The organism is Escherichia sp. MOD1-EC6098 (genome assembly GCF_002965865.1).
GTDB lineage: Bacteria > Pseudomonadota > Gammaproteobacteria > Enterobacterales > Enterobacteriaceae > Escherichia > Escherichia marmotae.
The window spans coordinates 241078-257971 of record NZ_PTSN01000004.1 but is presented as its reverse complement, the minus strand read 5'-3'; the positions used below and the strand labels follow the sequence as shown (position 1 = coordinate 257971).

At 49.5% G+C, this 16894-nt stretch carries 12 protein-coding genes and 1 pseudogene; 6 read left to right on the top strand and 7 right to left on the bottom strand.

The genetic code is table 11. The annotated features are described in order from the left end of the window. Window positions 1–2 precede the first annotated feature (2 nt). The 6 genes and pseudogenes from odhB (at window position 3) to C0K55_RS07195 (ending at window position 8064) form a co-directional block, all read left to right on the top strand. Window positions 3–1220 carry a 2-oxoglutarate dehydrogenase complex dihydrolipoyllysine-residue succinyltransferase gene (gene odhB / locus C0K55_RS07225; RefSeq protein WP_000099819.1) on the top strand — a complete coding sequence of 406 codons (1218 nt, stop codon included), beginning with the start codon at window positions 3–5 and terminating at the stop codon, window positions 1218–1220. 765 nt (window positions 1221–1985) lie between these two features. Next, window positions 1986–3152 (top strand): ADP-forming succinate--CoA ligase subunit beta, encoded by a 1167-nt coding sequence (gene sucC / locus C0K55_RS07220; RefSeq protein WP_001048605.1) that lies wholly within the window; start codon window positions 1986–1988, stop codon window positions 3150–3152. Then, complete coding sequence (sucD, locus tag C0K55_RS07215; RefSeq protein ID WP_001515996.1) at window positions 3152–4021, top strand: succinate--CoA ligase subunit alpha; 870 nt, start codon at window positions 3152–3154, stop codon at window positions 4019–4021. The genes sucC and sucD overlap by 1 nt, the downstream gene beginning before the upstream one ends. Before the next feature lie 683 nt (window positions 4022–4704). Continuing rightward, window positions 4705–5411: pseudogene (locus C0K55_RS07205) on the top strand (urocanate hydratase); the annotation flags it as partial. A gap of 8 nt (window positions 5412–5419) precedes the next feature. Continuing rightward, window positions 5420–6892 carry an HAL/PAL/TAL family ammonia-lyase gene (locus C0K55_RS07200; RefSeq protein WP_077874275.1) on the top strand — a complete coding sequence of 491 codons (1473 nt, stop codon included), beginning with the start codon at window positions 5420–5422 and terminating at the stop codon, window positions 6890–6892. 266 nt (window positions 6893–7158) lie between these two features. Continuing rightward, on the top strand, window positions 7159–8064 hold the full coding sequence (locus C0K55_RS07195) for a LysR family transcriptional regulator (RefSeq protein WP_061090943.1): 906 nt from the start codon (window positions 7159–7161) through the stop codon (window positions 8062–8064). Window positions 8065–8231: 167 nt separating this feature from the next. Here C0K55_RS07195 and C0K55_RS07190 read toward each other — a convergent pair whose 3' ends face one another. From C0K55_RS07190 to glmS, 7 genes are all read right to left on the bottom strand, one after another. Continuing rightward, entirely contained in the window at window positions 8232–9884 is a 1653-nt protein-coding gene (locus C0K55_RS07190) for a class I fumarate hydratase (RefSeq protein WP_105266899.1), read from the bottom strand. 284 nt (window positions 9885–10168) lie between these two features. Next, on the bottom strand, window positions 10169–10486 hold the full coding sequence (locus tag C0K55_RS07185; RefSeq protein ID WP_000813902.1) for a DUF4387 domain-containing protein: 318 nt from the start codon (window positions 10484–10486) through the stop codon (window positions 10169–10171). Further along, a complete protein-coding gene (locus C0K55_RS07180) occupies window positions 10483–11853 on the bottom strand; it encodes an acyclic terpene utilization AtuA family protein (protein WP_061090942.1) in 1371 nt (456 codons plus the stop codon). Before C0K55_RS07180 ends, C0K55_RS07185 begins: the two co-directional genes overlap by 4 nt. Before the next feature lie 3 nt (window positions 11854–11856). Then, window positions 11857–13098 (bottom strand): methylaspartate ammonia-lyase, encoded by a 1242-nt coding sequence (locus C0K55_RS07175; RefSeq protein WP_105266898.1) that lies wholly within the window; start codon window positions 13096–13098, stop codon window positions 11857–11859. Continuing rightward, window positions 13098–14543: a methylaspartate mutase subunit E gene (locus C0K55_RS07170; RefSeq protein ID WP_001516004.1), complete on the bottom strand. Its 1446-nt coding sequence runs from the start codon at window positions 14541–14543 to the stop codon at window positions 13098–13100. Before C0K55_RS07170 ends, C0K55_RS07175 begins: the two co-directional genes overlap by 1 nt. 18 nt (window positions 14544–14561) lie before the next feature. Then, entirely contained in the window at window positions 14562–15950 is a 1389-nt protein-coding gene (glmL, locus tag C0K55_RS07165; RefSeq protein WP_061090941.1) for a methylaspartate mutase accessory protein GlmL, read from the bottom strand. After that, a complete protein-coding gene (gene glmS, locus C0K55_RS07160) occupies window positions 15950–16399 on the bottom strand; it encodes a methylaspartate mutase subunit S (RefSeq protein ID WP_000710399.1) in 450 nt (149 codons plus the stop codon). Before glmS ends, glmL begins: the two co-directional genes overlap by 1 nt. Window positions 16400–16894: the final 495 nt, after the last annotated feature.

Here is a 16894-nt window from a genome sequence, read left to right as displayed (position 1 = left end):
AAATGAGTAGCGTAGATATTCTGGTCCCTGACCTGCCTGAATCCGTAGCTGATGCCACCGTCGCAACCTGGCATAAAAAACCCGGCGACGCAGTCGTACGTGATGAAGTGCTGGTGGAAATCGAAACTGACAAAGTGGTACTGGAAGTACCGGCATCAGCAGACGGCATTCTGGATGCGGTTCTGGAAGATGAAGGTACAACCGTAACGTCTCGTCAGATCCTCGGCCGCCTGCGTGAAGGCAATAGCGCGGGTAAAGAAACCAGCGCTAAATCTGAAGAGAAAGCGTCCACGCCTGCGCAACGTCAGCAGGCGTCTCTGGAAGAGCAAAACAACGACGCGTTAAGCCCGGCGATCCGTCGCCTGCTGGCTGAACACAACCTCGATGCCAGCGCTATTAAAGGCACCGGTGTTGGCGGTCGTCTGACCCGTGAAGATGTGGAAAAACATCTGGCGAAAGCCCCAGCGAAAGATGCAACTCCGGCAGCAACTGCTCCGGCGGCTCAACCAGCACTGGCTGCTCGTAGCGAAAAACGTGTACCGATGACTCGTCTGCGTAAGCGCGTGGCAGAGCGTCTGTTAGAAGCGAAAAACTCCACCGCTATGCTGACCACGTTCAACGAAGTCAACATGAAGCCGATTATGGATCTGCGTAAGCAGTACGGTGAAGCGTTTGAAAAACGCCACGGCATCCGTCTGGGCTTTATGTCCTTCTATGTGAAAGCGGTTGTTGAAGCGCTGAAACGTTACCCGGAAGTGAACGCATCTATTGATGGCGATGATGTGGTTTACCACAACTATTTCGACGTTAGCATGGCAGTTTCTACGCCGCGCGGTCTGGTAACGCCGGTTCTGCGTGATGTCGATACCCTCGGCATGGCTGACATTGAGAAGAAAATCAAAGAGCTGGCTGTGAAAGGCCGTGACGGCAAGCTGACGGTTGAAGATCTGACCGGTGGTAACTTTACCATCACCAACGGTGGTGTGTTCGGTTCCCTGATGTCTACGCCTATCATCAACCCGCCGCAGAGCGCAATTCTGGGCATGCACGCTATTAAAGATCGTCCGATGGCGGTGAATGGTCAGGTTGAGATCCTGCCGATGATGTACCTGGCGCTGTCCTACGATCACCGCCTGATCGATGGTCGCGAATCCGTGGGTTTCCTGGTGACAATCAAAGAGTTGCTGGAAGATCCGACGCGTCTGCTGCTGGACGTGTAGTAGTTTAAGCCTCACCTGCACTGTAGACTGGATAAGGCGTTATCGCCGCATCCGATGAATGATGCCTGATGCGACGCTTAACGCGTCTTATCAGGCCTACGGGTGACTCCGATGCAGGTCGGATAAGGCGCTCGCGCCGCATCCGACAAGCGATGCCTGATGCGACGCTTAACGCGTCTTATCAGGCCTACGGGTGACTCCGATGCAGGTCGGATAAGGCGCTCGCGCCGCATCCGACAAGCGATGCCTGATGCGACGCTTAACGCGTTTTATCAGGCCTATGGGTGACTCTGATGTAGGTCGGATAAGGCGCTCGCGCCGCATCCGACAAGCGATGCCTGATGCGACGCTTAACGCGTCTTATCAGGCCTACGGGTGACTCCGATGTAGGTCGGATAAGGCGCTCGCGCCGCATCCGACAAGCGATGCCTGATGCGACGCTTAACGCGTCTTATCAGGCCTACGGGTGACTCTGATGTAGGTCGGATAAGGCGCTCGCGCTGCATCCGACAAGCGATGCCTGATGCGACGCTGACGCGTCTTATCAGGCCTACGGGTGACTCCGATGTAGGTCGGATAAGGCGCTCGCGCCGCATCCGACAAGCGATGCCTGATGTGACGCTGACGCGTTTTATCAGGCCTATGGGTGACTCTGATGTAGGTCGGATAAGGCGTTATCGCCGCATCCGACAATACCCGGAAGCGATACGTCACATTCGGTCTACGGTTTAAAAGATAACGATTACTAAAGGATGGACAGAATACATGAACTTACATGAATATCAGGCAAAACAACTTTTTGCCCGCTATGGCTTACCAGCACCGGTGGGTTATGCCTGTACTACTCCGCGCGAAGCAGAAGAAGCCGCTTCAAAAATCGGTGCCGGTCCGTGGGTAGTGAAATGTCAGGTTCACGCTGGTGGCCGCGGTAAAGCGGGCGGTGTGAAAGTGGTAAACAGCAAAGAAGACATCCGTGCTTTTGCAGAAAACTGGCTGGGCAAGCGTCTGGTAACGTATCAAACAGACGCCAATGGACAACCGGTTAACCAGATTCTGGTTGAAGCGGCGACCGATATCGCGAAAGAGCTGTATCTTGGTGCCGTTGTTGACCGTAGCTCCCGTCGCGTGGTCTTTATGGCCTCCACTGAAGGTGGCGTGGAAATCGAAAAAGTGGCGGAAGAAACCCCGCACCTGATCCACAAAGTTGCGCTTGATCCGCTGACCGGCCCGATGCCGTATCAGGGACGCGAGCTGGCGTTCAAACTGGGTCTGGAAGGTAAACTGGTTCAACAGTTCACCAAAATTTTCATGGGCCTGGCGACCATTTTCCTGGAACGGGATTTGGCGCTGATCGAAATCAACCCGTTGGTTATCACCAAACAGGGCGATCTTATCTGCCTCGACGGCAAACTGGGCGCTGATGGTAACGCACTGTTCCGCCAGCCTGATCTGCGCGAAATGCGCGACCAGTCGCAGGAAGATCCGCGTGAAGCGCAGGCTGCACAGTGGGAACTGAACTACGTAGCGCTGGACGGCAACATCGGTTGTATGGTTAACGGCGCAGGCCTGGCGATGGGCACGATGGACATCGTTAAATTGCACGGCGGTGAACCGGCTAACTTCCTCGATGTTGGCGGTGGTGCAACCAAAGAACGCGTGACCGAAGCATTCAAAATCATCCTCTCTGACGAAAAAGTAAAAGCCGTTCTGGTTAACATCTTTGGCGGTATCGTTCGTTGCGACCTGATTGCTGACGGTATCATCGGCGCGGTAGCAGAAGTGGGTGTTAACGTCCCGGTTGTCGTACGTCTGGAAGGTAACAACGCCGAACTCGGCGCGAAGAAACTGGCTGACAGCGGCCTGAATATTATTGCAGCAAAAGGTCTGACGGATGCAGCTCAGCAGGTTGTTGCCGCAGTGGAGGGGAAATAATGTCCATTTTAATTGATAAAAACACCAAGGTTATCTGCCAGGGCTTTACCGGTAGCCAGGGGACTTTCCACTCTGAACAGGCCATTGCATACGGCACTAAAATGGTGGGCGGCGTAACTCCAGGTAAAGGCGGCACCACCCACCTTGGCCTGCCGGTGTTCAACACCGTGCGTGAAGCAGTAGCTGCCACTGGTGCCACTGCTTCTGTTATCTACGTACCAGCACCGTTCTGCAAAGACTCCATTCTGGAAGCCATCGACGCAGGCATTAAGCTTATCATCACCATCACTGAGGGCATCCCGACGCTGGATATGCTGACCGTGAAAGTGAAACTGGACGAAGCGGGCGTGCGCATGATTGGCCCGAACTGCCCGGGTGTAATCACTCCGGGTGAGTGTAAAATCGGTATCCAGCCGGGCCACATCCATCGCCCTGGTAAAGTGGGTATCGTTTCCCGTTCCGGTACGCTGACTTATGAAGCAGTTAAACAGACCACGGATTACGGTTTCGGTCAGTCTACCTGTGTCGGTATCGGCGGCGATCCGATCCCTGGCTCTAACTTTATCGACATTCTCGAAATGTTCGAAAAAGATCCGCAGACCGAAGCGATCGTGATGATCGGTGAGATCGGCGGTAGCGCCGAAGAAGAAGCGGCTGCGTACATCAAAGAGCACGTCACCAAGCCAGTTGTGGGTTACATTGCCGGTGTGACTGCGCCGAAAGGCAAACGTATGGGTCACGCAGGTGCAATCATTTCCGGTGGTAAAGGGACTGCGGATGAGAAATTTGCTGCCCTGGAAGCCGCAGGCGTGAAAACCGTTCGCAGCCTGGCTGACATCGGTGAAGCACTGAAAACTGTTCTGAAATAAATATCTGTAATAAGAAATAGCCCTCGCCGCGTCCCTCTACAGGAATGGCGAAGGGCTGTCGGTTTCGACATGGTTGGCCATCTTATGATGGCCTTTTTTATGCCTTAAACGTTAACCACGGTCGAAATCTGACTGCTGGTTGAATCAATCCTGTCTCCTGCGGGGCTTCGATAAGTGAATCAATATCGCTTATAAGCGACCACCGCTTCTTCTTGATGCCATTTTGTTGAAAATGAAAAATTATATTCTCCAGGGTTCATATTTTTTAATTTTATATGTTTGCCAGTTTTTTCAGTTAGGGTTTGTTATTTTAAGGATGATAAAAATAGAATATGTATTAATGATAACAAGACATACTCTTATGCTTGAAAATTAATGGTTTTTTAAATGTCGCTATATGTCAATGTATTATGCTCTTGATACAACGCTGGTTTTTCGGCTATTACGTTAATGATTAGCTGTCGTGAATACGTTTTTGCGAATAATTAAATTACAGACATCTTGCAATCTCATCATATTCATATGTTCAAATGAGAAAATATTTTGCCAACAATATCACTTTTTCCAAAAGTTAAATTAAGCATATTGAATTCGCATACAAAACGTTGGCAATTTTTTTGAATTTATATTCACGGTGAATATGCTATAGAAATTAAATTCACTAAATGAATTAATAATACGAAATTATAAACAGGAATTATATAAGCCGTTTCTGTATTCATTCGCTCATCTTTCTGGGCGATTACAGCATTTAATTTTATCCAGTAACAGGAGAAGATTCATGAGTAAGCCTTCAGATCCTCGTATTGATACCAGCCGCGTCATCCATGCGCCACAAGGTACTCAACTGCATTGCAAAAACTGGCAGATCGAAGCTGCCTATCGGATGTTGCAGAACAACCTTGATCCAGACGTGGCTGAAAATCCGCAACATCTGGTGGTGTACGGCGGTATTGGCCGCGCGGCACGTAACTGGGAGTGTTTCGACCAGATTCTGGAATCCCTGAAAAATCTGGAACCCGATGAGTCGCTGCTGGTTCAGTCCGGTAAACCCGTTGGTGTATTTAAAACCCATACTGACGCGCCACGTGTGTTGATCGCCAACTCTAACCTGGTGCCGCAATGGGCCAACTGGGATCACTTCAACGAACTCGATCGCAAAGGTCTGTTCATGTATGGACAGATGACCGCCGGTTCGTGGATCTACATTGGTAGCCAGGGCATTGTGCAGGGAACGTTTGAAACCTTTGTTGAGGCGGGGCGTCAGCACTACAACAATTCGCTAAGCGGAAAGTGGATCCTGACTGCGGGTCTGGGTGGCATGGGGGGAGCACAACCGCTGGCGGCGACTCTGGCAGGGGCATGTTCATTAAATATTGAGTGTCAGCAAATTTGGTGATGACCGCCGCGCATTCTGGAACACCCGTTTACGGTTTAACCGTGGGCGTGGGGCTAAATAAAGATCAGCCCATATTTGATGCCAAAGGAAATTTAACGCCAGAGGTGATTGACGCATCGAAAAAATTTAATGCTGCCGCGCTGCGCGCCCATTCTGCAGGCGTCGGCTCAATGTTACCGGATTATCTTGCTCGTCTCTCAATGGTATTACGTTTAAATACCATGCTGCATGGGCAAACCGGAGCGCAGCCTTATATTGCCGAACTGTATGCTGAATTTATTAATCGCGGCGTTACACCTTTAATTCCGGCGCGTGGAAGCATTGGCGCAGCAGATATTATGCTCGCATCACACGTTGGCCTGGTGATGATGGGGGAATGGAAAGCGCGGGTTAATGGCGTGGAAATGAGTGGTGGCGATGCGCTGGCGAAAGTGGGGCTTAAACCACTGGTGCCGCAGGGTAAAGATATGCTGGCGATTTTGTCGAACAACAGCGTTGGCACGGCGTATGCGATTGAAGCGGTACGGTCGGCACGCCAGTTGCTGAATGTCAGCCCGGTGGTTTTCGCTATGAGTCTGGAAGCGTTGAATGGTAACGTCGCGCCGGTACTGCCGCAGTCGATCGGCGTGCGTCCTTTCCCGCAGTTGGCTGATTCCGCGAAAGAGATCCGCGATGCGTTAATCGGTTCTTATTTATGGCATAAGGATGACAAACGTGCATTGCAGGATCCGTTATCGTTCAGAACAACGGTGTATACCCTTTCTGAGTCGGTACGTGCGCTACATGACGCAGAAGATATCATTACCGTGCAGATCAACAGTTCTGACGATAACCCGGCAACTGTGCTGAATGCTGATAAGGCGTACCAGGATTCCAGCCAGGTCGCGCAATATTTTGTTAAAGATGGCGCAATCAGCGGCGGGATTTTCCCGACGGCAAACTTCGAATCGTTACCTGTTGCGCTTGCCACCCAGCGTCTGACCGTGGCGTTAGTGCATGTTTCGCATAACAGTATGCGTCGCTCGCTGCACCTGGAAGATGATCACTTTACGGGTTTAACGCGCTTCCTGTCGGCACCCGGTAATAAAGGTCACGGCTTCGGTTCGCTGCATATTCCTTTTGTCGCGCTGCATGCAGAAAATGTTGATCTCGCCAATCCTGTTTCTTTCGATATTCAACCGGTTGCCGGAGGCATTGAAGATACCGGTGCCAATAACGACCATGCAGCCAGAAGACTGAAACAGGTGGTTGATAATTTGAACATTATTTATGGCATTGAATTGATGCATTCCGCGCAGGCAATCGATTTGCGGTTGCAAGCCGATCCACAACTGGCATTAGGTAAATCAACAAAAGCGATGTTTACCGCCTACAGAAAAGTCGTGCCATTTGTCGAGCAGGATCGCATCTTTACTCCGGATATTGCAGCATCGCAAAAATTCTTAGAAGGATATGCGATAAATCAAAAATAAAATCGGTGTTGGTTGTTTATCATAATATCCATAGATATGATAATTATCAGTTTAATAGTTTTTCTTAATATTGATTATAATAATCCGAAGGGCGTTTTGCTTTTCGGATTATTATTGCCTCATTAAGGTAATTGCCATACCGAACGTGCTGGGTTATAAATATCAATCATGATACTTATAAATTATTTATTGCTGCTTTGGTTACCATTACTTAGTAATAAGTAATGTATTTTTGATAGTTTAAACTATTTTTAAGGGACGGCATTATGAGAGGAAAAATACCCAAAACGGAATTGCTGGTGACTTTTGAGGTAGTCGCACGTCATGAAAGTTATACCAGAGCAGCAGAGGAGTTGGCGTTAACCCAAAGTGCAGTATTCAGACAAGTTAGCGCACTGGAAGAGTTTTTACATATATCATTATTTGCGCATTCTAAAAAAAGAATATTCCTTAATGATGCCGGTAAATATTATCTGGGAATTGTTAAAGAAACATTGAATAAACTGGAACGTGACACAAATACAATCATGACCTGGCAACCCACGGTTCAGGTTATTGAGCTTGCTGTCAATCCTACCTTCAGCACGCACTGGTTGATCCCCAATTTACGTGAGTTCAATAAATTGTATCCCGATATTATTGTCAATATCCACTCATTAGCCAATAACGGGGATTTTCTTAATCGGGAATACGATGCTGTCATTATGCGCGAAAATTTTTGCGCCCCCTGGTCGAAGGTAGAATATCTCTTTGAGGAAGAGATTCTGCCAGTATGCAGCGGCAGTTTGCTTTCACTGCCCGATCAAAAGCTGTCCGTTGCAGAACTACTTAGTGAGCTACCTCTTCTGCATCAGAGCACCCGTATTACTGGCTGGGAAGAGTGGTTTGCGCTATCGGGCGTTAGCAGTCCGCTGGTCAATAATGGGCCGCGTTTCGATTTGCTTTCGATGCTGATTGCCGCCGTGCGCTCTAATCTCGGCGTGGCATTGCTGCCGCGGTTCGCTATCCAACACGATTTAGATAGTGGTGATATGGTGATCCCGTGCGATGTGCCCATTCTTACCGGTAATCGCTTCATTATGACGTGGCGGGAAGAGAAGGCTGAATATCCGCACTTGCAGCTCTTTCGTGAGTGGTTGCTGGCAAAATCGGTGGTGCCGGAGGATATGTAAACCTACGCCTGGCGAAATGCCAGGCGCAGATATTAACCGTCGAGACCTGGTTGTGCCTGACGGGGCAATTTTGCAGTGAGGCGTTCACCTCTTCAGTATCCAGAAAATGGTAAGCCAGCATAAAGATCAGCTCACCCTGCACGACTAAAGCGTAACATTCACTTTCATTAATGCCCCGCAGGGCAACTGGCACAGCGGTGTTGCTGCTCAAACTGGCTAAAGAAATTATTGCCTTTATCATCCACCAGAATGAATGCGGGCAGATTTTCAACTTCCATCATCCACACGGCTTCCATGCCCAGCTCCGGGTATTCCAGACAGCGAAGGCTTTTGACATATTCTTGCGCCAGTAACGCCGCCGCACCGCCAATACTTCCCAGATTAAAGCCGCCATGTTTGTGACAGGCATCGGTGACCTGCTGGCTGCGGTTGCCTTTCGACAACATGACCAGACTGCCGCCCGCTGCCTGAAAGGTATCGACATAACCGTCCATTCGACCGCCAGTGGTTGGCCCCAATGAACCGCAGGCCATGTTTTCTGGTGTTTTCGCCGGCCCTGCGTAATAGACAACATGATGTTTCAGGTAATCCGGCATCGGTTCACCGTTATCCAGTCGCTCTTTAATTTTTGCGTGGGCGATATCGCGCGCCACCACGATTGGCCCACTTAACGACACGCGGGTGCCGACTGGTAACGTGGCGAGATCTTGCACCACGTCACGCAATGGACGATTCAGATCGAGATGCACATGATGCGTGCGATTTTCTTCCCGCATTGATACAGGAATATATTGCCCCGGATTATGTTCGAGTTTTTCCAGCCAGATACCGTGTTTGTTAATTTTGGCCTTAATATTGCGATCGGCGGAACAGGAGAGCGCCATGGCAATTGGGCAGGAGCCGCCGTGGCGTGGCAGACGAATAACACGAATATCATGAGCGAAATATTTGCCACCAAACTGAGCACCAATACCAAATTGCTGGCTGGCGTCGAGCAATGTTTTTTCCAGTTCAACATCGCGGAATGCTTGTCCCTGCTCGTTTCCGCTGGTGGGCAGATTATCGTAGTATTTCGTTGAAGCCAGTTTGGCGACTTTTAACGCCTGATCGGCAGAAAGTCCTCCGACGACAAAGGCGATATGGTAGGGCGGACAGGCGGCGGTGCCCAGCGATTTCATTTTTTCAATTAAAAATGCGGTCAGTTTTTCCGGTTGCAGGAGAGATTTTGTTTCCTGATAAAGCGCGGCTTTATTGGCGGAGCCTCCCCCTTTATTAACACACAGAAAATGGTATTCGTCGCCGGGTACGGCGCTGATATCAATCTGCGCCGGGAGATTGGTTTGGGTATTCATCTCGGTATACATATCCAGTGGCGCATTTTGCGAAAAACGCAGATTATTTTCCTGGAAAGTGCTGTAAATACCTTTGTTCAGGGCTTCAGCATCATTGCACCCGGTCCAGATATGTTGTCCCTTGCTGGCAACAATCGTTGCTGTGCCTGTGTCCTGACAGTTGGGTAATATTCCCTTTGCCGAGACCTCTGCATTTCGCAGTAACTGCAAGGCCACGTATTTGTCATTACTGCTGGCTTGCGGATCGTTAAGAATGCTGGCGACCTGTTGCAAATGAGCAGAGCGTAAGAAAAAAGAGGCTTCATAAAATGCCTGTCGGGCAAGCAACGTTAACGCGTCAGGGGCGACTTTTATTACGTCTTCACCGTCTAACTTCGTTACCATAATATGTTGATCGCTAATTAATTTATATTCTGTACCGTCTTTATCTTGCAAAAACGGATCCTGCCAGACGAATGGTTTAGACATGATCTCTTCTCACGTTGTGGTTATTTTTACCGAATGCTAAGACAGGCCATTTTTCCAGCAGGAGCTGGATGTTTATATCACGTTGTCATTCGGTATTTACTTAAGCATTTTTTGTTTAATTACGTGTGATTTTTAGAGGGACGTAGTTCACCCGTTATTTAAGATGTGATAATACCAGCATGCTTCGCAATTTATTTTATTGATATATTTAGATAAATGTACCTGTCATGAATAAATCTATGCAGGTACATTTATGAGGTTGATAATCTAAACAATATTAATTATTAAATATCAAAATGAATACTTAATAAAGGTGCGTGTTGCTGTGCACCATAAACATCACTATCACCCACATTTCCGGAGATAATATCTCGTGGCATGACGATTTTTACTGCATTAGAAGGATCAAACCAGACAATACGATGAATAAATTCAGGTTCAACATGATATAAGCCAGCCACCAGTTCTGGGGTTAATTGCCCAGATGATTTAACTCGCTCATAGTTTTCTTTCGTTTTAAATAAAATATCTAAAACCAGTTCATAGGGTCCGGCGTTTTTGGAGCGGATCACCTGCGCCAGTGAACGAATTGACTGTTTCATGCCTGAACTCCTTCCGGCGTCACCTGTTCGATGTGGAAATCAAAACGCAGTGCGTCGTTGGCTTCAATCAGGTGATAGATCGAGAACTCATATACCGGCCCAGCCTGTACATCTGAGGGCGAGAACGGGAAGGCGAGGTTACCTGCGGTAGCGATGCGATTTTCATAGCCATAGTGCAACATGGTTGAACGCACCAGCGAGCAAACGCTATTGGCAATCTCCTGAGTTGGCGCGACGACATCCAGCAGGATCCCCAGTTCGTGCCCGGCAGTTTGCGTGGGTTCATGAACTCCCATGACGCCATTTTTTCCGTACAGGTGGAATGTAATGCGGATGCTGTCATCGTCCAGCGAAAGGTTACTCGCTACGCTTGCTTTCACTTCTTCTATAATTTTGTCGATCCCGGCAATCATAATAGGATCGCGGATCCCGGCAATGGTCAGGCAGCGGAAGCCAACCCGACGGGCGCCTTCCAGTTTCAGGGCATACGGCGTTTCTTCATGTTTTGAACCGCTGACATACACTTCGCCATCATTGACCGCTTTAAATGTACAGCTCTTCAGATTCAGTACGCCGCCAGGTCCAGGCAGGAAGTACGGATCAGATTTCTCATACAACGTATGCGCGGCGGCGGACGTTTCGGTAAATTTACGCTGTGGATTAAATGTCTTCAGCGTAAAGCCGTTGTCGTCAATGATACCCATTGCACAGTCTGAACCGGAGCCAGGCGTTGCGGCAATGGCCGCGCACTCAAGGATTTTCCCGCAGTGCAGCGCCAGCCCTTCGTCAAACCCCTGCATGATAGGCAGTGCGGCAAAGCAGGCCGGGTCGTAAGCGCGCCCACCCAGAACCACCTGAGCGCCTGCTTTCAGCGCCCGCTGGAAAGGCTCGATCCCCATTTGCGCCACAATGTAGGTACTTTCGTCGATTGCTTCATGGGTTAATGCCGGGACAAAATCCAGCGCCGTGATTTTGCCATTATCCAGCGCTTCGTGGACGAGTGCTTTGTCGACGTCAGCAGGAATCAGCGCCATCGAGAACGAGAGTTTTTCTTCTTGCGCAATTTCATGAATAATTTCACGGCACCACTCCAGATGTGGGGCCGCGCCGGAGCCGCCTGCCGTACCGATTACCACCGGAATGTTGTTCTTCACGCCAGCGGTTATCATGTAACGCAGGTCGCGTTTGACGCCCGCCCGGTCGGTAAAGGCTTTACCCGCCCCCAGGTAATGGGGACCTGGGTCAGATGAACCGGCGTCAACGGCGATCAGATCCGGAGATTCTTCCATCGCCTTATTAAAACTTTCTTCCGGGAAACCATAACCAAGAATGGCTGTTGGCGATAACACTTTGAATTTACGAGCCATCTGTTATCCCTTAGCCTGCAACAGTGCGATAGTACGATTCATTTCGTTGAAGACGATGTTGAGGCCTTCGTCGAAACCCATCCCTGGCTTGACCAGCATACGCATTGGGCGTGCGGCCAGCGCAACGTGCACACAGGTGCGGGCGCTGATCTCTGTTTCGTTGCAGGTGCCGCCCTGGTAGGCTTCCATCCCGTGTTTGTTGCAATACAACACTGCGTCAACGAGGTTATGAACACCGCCAAGATCCGGCGTTTTAATTTGCACCATATGACAACTGCCTGCATCGGTGAAATCAACGATATCCTGGTAGGTGTTACACCACTCGTCAGCGACAATTTTCACGCCGGAACCGAGGCGCGTCAGCTCTTTGGTGATGGCGGTTAACAAGCGAATTTGATCAGGTTTATTACCGGCATCGACAGGACCTTCAATGTACAGTGGCAAACCTTGTGCTTCGTCTTCCAGACTGGCGATGTATTGGGCGCAGCGCACCGGATCCATATCGAAGATCAGACCGATAGTGCCGTAAACGTCAATGTGCAGGGTAGGGCGATAGCGTGCGCTGGTGCGTTTGCCCAAAATGCGATCCGCCAGCCAACGGATATATTCGCGTAGTTTTTCACCTTTATAGCCCAGCTTCTCTTCAACGTTATTAATCAATGCATGTGGCAGGACATCGACGCCTTTAAGGATCATTTTATCCACAGCGATGTAACGGTCGTCACCGCTTTGACCAAATAACGGAATGGATTCCGCTACGCAGGGTAATTGCCATTCGGCACAAACGACCTCGGTTTTCAGGCGACCGGTTGCCAGCGCGGTGGCGTCAAGTAATGCCTGCGATAAACCATAACGCACGGCAGTGTGCAGCAGGTTGCCGTCAATACGCAGTTTGTCGAAGAAACGGGCATTCGGCAGGAATGCGTCCACATCGCGGCCTTCCAGCAAAGGTTTGATATGCGTGTTGAGGAACGGAATAAAGTGTTCAGCAAGGAATAGTGGATCGCGGCCACCGGCTCCGGAGTATTGAACAGCAGCACAGTCACCGACGGCGACGGCACCGTTTTCCAGAATCAACTGAACTGAAACGCACTCCCCGGCCTGGCGCACAGCGCTAAAACCGGGCGTTACTGGCTCCCCGGTATAAAAAAAGCCGTCATGACCCGCTCCGTTTTTTATCGCCTGCTGGTCGTCGAAATAGAACGATGAGTAACCAGCGGTGAAAAGGGCCTGTTTTATTTTCATTATGGTCTTCCTATTAATTTGCTGTGGGATACGGCATTGATGTCATCTACAACCATCTGGAATGTCGGTTGGCGTCCTTCAACGCGTGCGCGTTCGGCAACGTAATCGTGGTGGAGGTCAAGAATCTCTTTTGGCAGAGGAACGGCTCCGGCTTCAAGTACGCGGATAGCCCCGGTGTTGTCACGAACCGGAAGAAGTTTGCCCGCGTTGCAGGCGGCTGGCGCAAAGGGTACATCCAGTACACCCGCTTCAAAAGCCAGCACTGTACCGCGCGCGATATCACCATTGCCCAGTTCGAACACTTTATTCAGGACGGCACGAACTTCACTTTTAATCAGCTCAATTTCCAGTTCAACCACAGGGCATGGCGGGAATTTTTGATCGCTGACCATATTGAGCATTTGACGGGAGGCTTTCAGCCCCTGCACGTTGGCGGCGGCGGTAGGTATACCCCATGCTTCATGTGGGCTTTTGGTGATAACTTTAGTTGCGCCCGACATGCCTGCTACCGCCGCGCCCCAGGAGATAATAGCGAACGCTTTCGATTCGTCTTCCGGAAAACCGCCCATCCACTGGTGGAACACCGTACTTAACTCGTAGTCTGTATAACCATTGTTTTGGAAGTATTCGTGCGCGAGTTCACGTAGAGACCGGATCGCCGCAATATCTTGTGTCAGGCAGCCGACCTGGCCATAACCAACAGTGATAGATTTTACGCCTTGTTCCAACGCCAACAGGCCCTCGATAATCGCAACAGAGTGCGAGATAAATGGCGGGATCAGCGTTCCAGTCAGTGGGCCAAATGGTTCGCGGTTGATACGAATGCCATGTTCTTCATACAACCCCATTAAGCGGTCGCAGTACTGCCAGTCGCGGATAGATTTTTCCAGCGTTACACGTTTGGCATACGGAATATTGTAGGAAATGCCGCCGCCTTCATAACTGGTGAAGCCACTGGCCATTGAGATTTCAGCCAGCAGGCGCGCATCTGGCGTGCCGTGGCGGATCTGTAACGGTTTTTGCAGGGTTTCGGTCAGACGGCGGCACGCTGCGACACCGTGGTTAACCACCGGTAAACCGTTCAGTTTAGATGTTCCGGCTTCGATGGACTTCTTAATGCCCACCGCCGCTTCTTCGTAACGATTCAGACGGGTGTAGGCATCAATGGTGCTCGGCAGCAGATCGCACTCTTCTTGTAGTGTTTTCAGTAGTTCAATGTGTTCGTCCATCAGCGCCACGCCAGCGCGCGGCTGGCTAAGTGTTTTACCTTCCAGGTCTGCTTTCAGCAGGGCAAGGGAGAAGCGTTTATGTTCAGGAATGGTTTGTTGGTATTTAACGCCATCTTCGAATTTTTCAACGTCCTTGCCAGTTTCCCAGGTTTTCAGTACCTGTTGCCGCTCGGCCATGAATTCGTCATGGGTTAATTTCTTGTTTCGAAGTTCCATTGGTTGCTGCCTTAATTGTTATAGGGTTAAGCATTGAATACTGGTGAGCGCGGCGGCTTGCGGGTCTACTCTGGCAACGTTTGCCAGCAGTGGAAATAGCCCCTGTGAATCACGGTAATATTCAAATTGAGTCGGTAAGAGAATGCGTTTGCCGTCGTCGTTTAACTCGCGGTACTTCAGCCAGTGATGAATATCAAACTGGCTGGCGCGCGACAGCCATCCACCGGAGCCGATGACTTTGTGCACGGTGGTAAGGTCGCGTCCCATTTGTAAATCAACATTACCGACGCAGGTGCAGACTTCTTTTTTGGTGCCCGCATGACGTTCTGTGGCGTAACCCACGCACAGCCCGGCCAGCACAGCATCGAAATATTTTTCTTCTGTGTTAGCGGGTAAGTATTCGGGATGAGCGGCCAAATGACGAAGGTAATGATAAAAAGCCTCCTGCTGCACGGGTTGCTGAGCAAAGATCATATTGACTAAGTCTTTTGCGTTTTCACCAACCACCGCCGCCGAGACGCGCATCCCCAGATCGCCTTCTACGGTTCGTTTTATGAATGGTTCTGGTACGCCGTGCAAAACGGTATCTGGCGTGAGATGATTAATGCAGGCGGAATAGACGTCGGTGGTTGCGCCGCCCATGTCGAGAAGAATGAACTCTTTCCAGTGACTATTTACATTGCTGATGGCCTTTACCAACTCATAGACCGTCCACGGTGTCGGCATCGGTTCTTCGCCCGTTTCATCAACAATGACATCCAGTCCTTTTCCTTTAACAATACGTTTGAGAAAAATGTCGCAGATGGCCTGACGCGCGGCCAAAGGGGTTGGATGGTCAAGGTCAGGCAGGACGTTATCGACGATAGTCAGCTCTTTATGCCCAAGGATGGCTTGCACTTCATCCTGAATATCCCTGTTTCCGGCATAAATAATGGCGCAGTCGAGTTTTGATTCTGCCAGCACGCGGGCGTTATTCAATCCGTAACTTTCTTCACCGCCGTCGGTGCCGCCGGTGAACAACAGGATGTCTGGCGGTGTCTCTTCCAGCGCCTGAATATCACGGCGGTTCAGCTTATAGGCGTAATATTGCGTGATTTTAGCGCCAGCAGAGTGAGCGGTTACTTTCGCAGTTTCCAGGGTGATAGAAGGCACTAACCCCATTGCAGCGACCGCCAGTCCCCCTTTGGCTGAGGAGGAATACTTCAATGCAACCTCACCGCAGTTTAACAGGGGGAGGGCATTATCTACGTTTAACACCTGGTTCAGGCTGGAGAAAAAACCTTCCGCCAGATGGTGCGTGGTGGTTGGAGTCAGAACGTGGTTAACCAACGTTAACGCGTCCCCCTCCCGAGTGAAGAGGGCTGCTTTGGTCCACGTCGATCCAATATCGACAGAGACAATTTGCATCAGATTGCCTCTTCGAGAATGTGTATTTCTACGCCATGACGTTGGTTGATATCGTTGGTCATCAGTTGGCAGACATCTTCTAAGTCATGGCTGGGTGCGAAGACGCGATCAAAACCCATTTCTTTGAATTTGATTTCCACGTCAGCGAAGTCATGTTTACCCACCACCAGGTTACCGCCCACATAAAGCAGAATGTCACCCAGCCCGCGCTCGATGCAGCGTTCACGCATGCCCAGACAGTCGATATCGCCATGACCATAGATAGAGGAAACCACAATCGCGTTAGCGCCAGTTTCAATGGCAGCATCAATATATTCGTCCTGGCTGACCATAACGCCCAGATTAATGACCCTGAAGTCATGGGTGGTAAAAACACGATCCAGAACTTTATTGCCTACTGCATGGCAGTCAGCGCCAATAACGCCAATCACAAGTGTTGCTTTCTTCATGGGTAATCCTTTGTAAGACAGAGAGTAAAATAAGTTACACACGTTGTATTTATGGCCATACATAACGGCACATGCTTAATATCACTGGAGTTTCTTTGCCCAGTCATTAGGATGCAATTGATCTATTTTCAAAATATCTTTCGTAAAATGCTTGTTTATAATGTGTGTTTAAATAGATGAGAAAATTCAATGCGTTGCGATGCCTTGCGCCATTGATTTTAATTTTTTTTAAATTCTATTGATCTAATATGTTGATATAATTGTGATCAACATCTAATTTGCATTTTGGGCACACTTTTAACCCCTATAAAGGCAATTAAAAAAGTTTGATGTATGTATTCAATACTATTCGCTTCTGGCTTAACGCAGAATTGTAAAAATAATGTTGTAAGTAACAAGTAGTTAATATCCTGCACAGGGTTATGCCATTCGTTGGAGCTAATCAACTTTACGCCATAGGAGTATTTTTTAGAGGCAGGGTAACGTATTGTTCGA

Coding starts and splice junctions, on each gene's coding strand:
- odhB (WP_000099819.1), top strand. CDS start 3: ATGAGTAGCGTAGATATTCTGGTCCCTGACCTGCCTGAATCCGTAGCT.
- C0K55_RS07175 (WP_105266898.1), bottom strand. CDS start 13,098: ATGAAAATAAAACAGGCCCTTTTCACCGCTGGTTACTCATCGTTCTAT.
- C0K55_RS07190 (WP_105266899.1), bottom strand. CDS start 9,884: ATGTCTAAACCATTCGTCTGGCAGGATCCGTTTTTGCAAGATAAAGAC.
- C0K55_RS07195 (WP_061090943.1), top strand. CDS start 7,159: ATGAGAGGAAAAATACCCAAAACGGAATTGCTGGTGACTTTTGAGGTA.
- sucD (WP_001515996.1), top strand. CDS start 3,152: ATGTCCATTTTAATTGATAAAAACACCAAGGTTATCTGCCAGGGCTTT.
- glmL (WP_061090941.1), bottom strand. CDS start 15,950: ATGCAAATTGTCTCTGTCGATATTGGATCGACGTGGACCAAAGCAGCC.
- sucC (WP_001048605.1), top strand. CDS start 1,986: ATGAACTTACATGAATATCAGGCAAAACAACTTTTTGCCCGCTATGGC.
- glmS (WP_000710399.1), bottom strand. CDS start 16,399: ATGAAGAAAGCAACACTTGTGATTGGCGTTATTGGCGCTGACTGCCAT.
- C0K55_RS07180 (WP_061090942.1), bottom strand. CDS start 11,853: ATGGCTCGTAAATTCAAAGTGTTATCGCCAACAGCCATTCTTGGTTAT.
- C0K55_RS07185 (WP_000813902.1), bottom strand. CDS start 10,486: ATGAAACAGTCAATTCGTTCACTGGCGCAGGTGATCCGCTCCAAAAAC.
- C0K55_RS07170 (WP_001516004.1), bottom strand. CDS start 14,543: ATGGAACTTCGAAACAAGAAATTAACCCATGACGAATTCATGGCCGAG.
- C0K55_RS07200 (WP_077874275.1), top strand. CDS start 5,420: ATGACCGCCGCGCATTCTGGAACACCCGTTTACGGTTTAACCGTGGGC.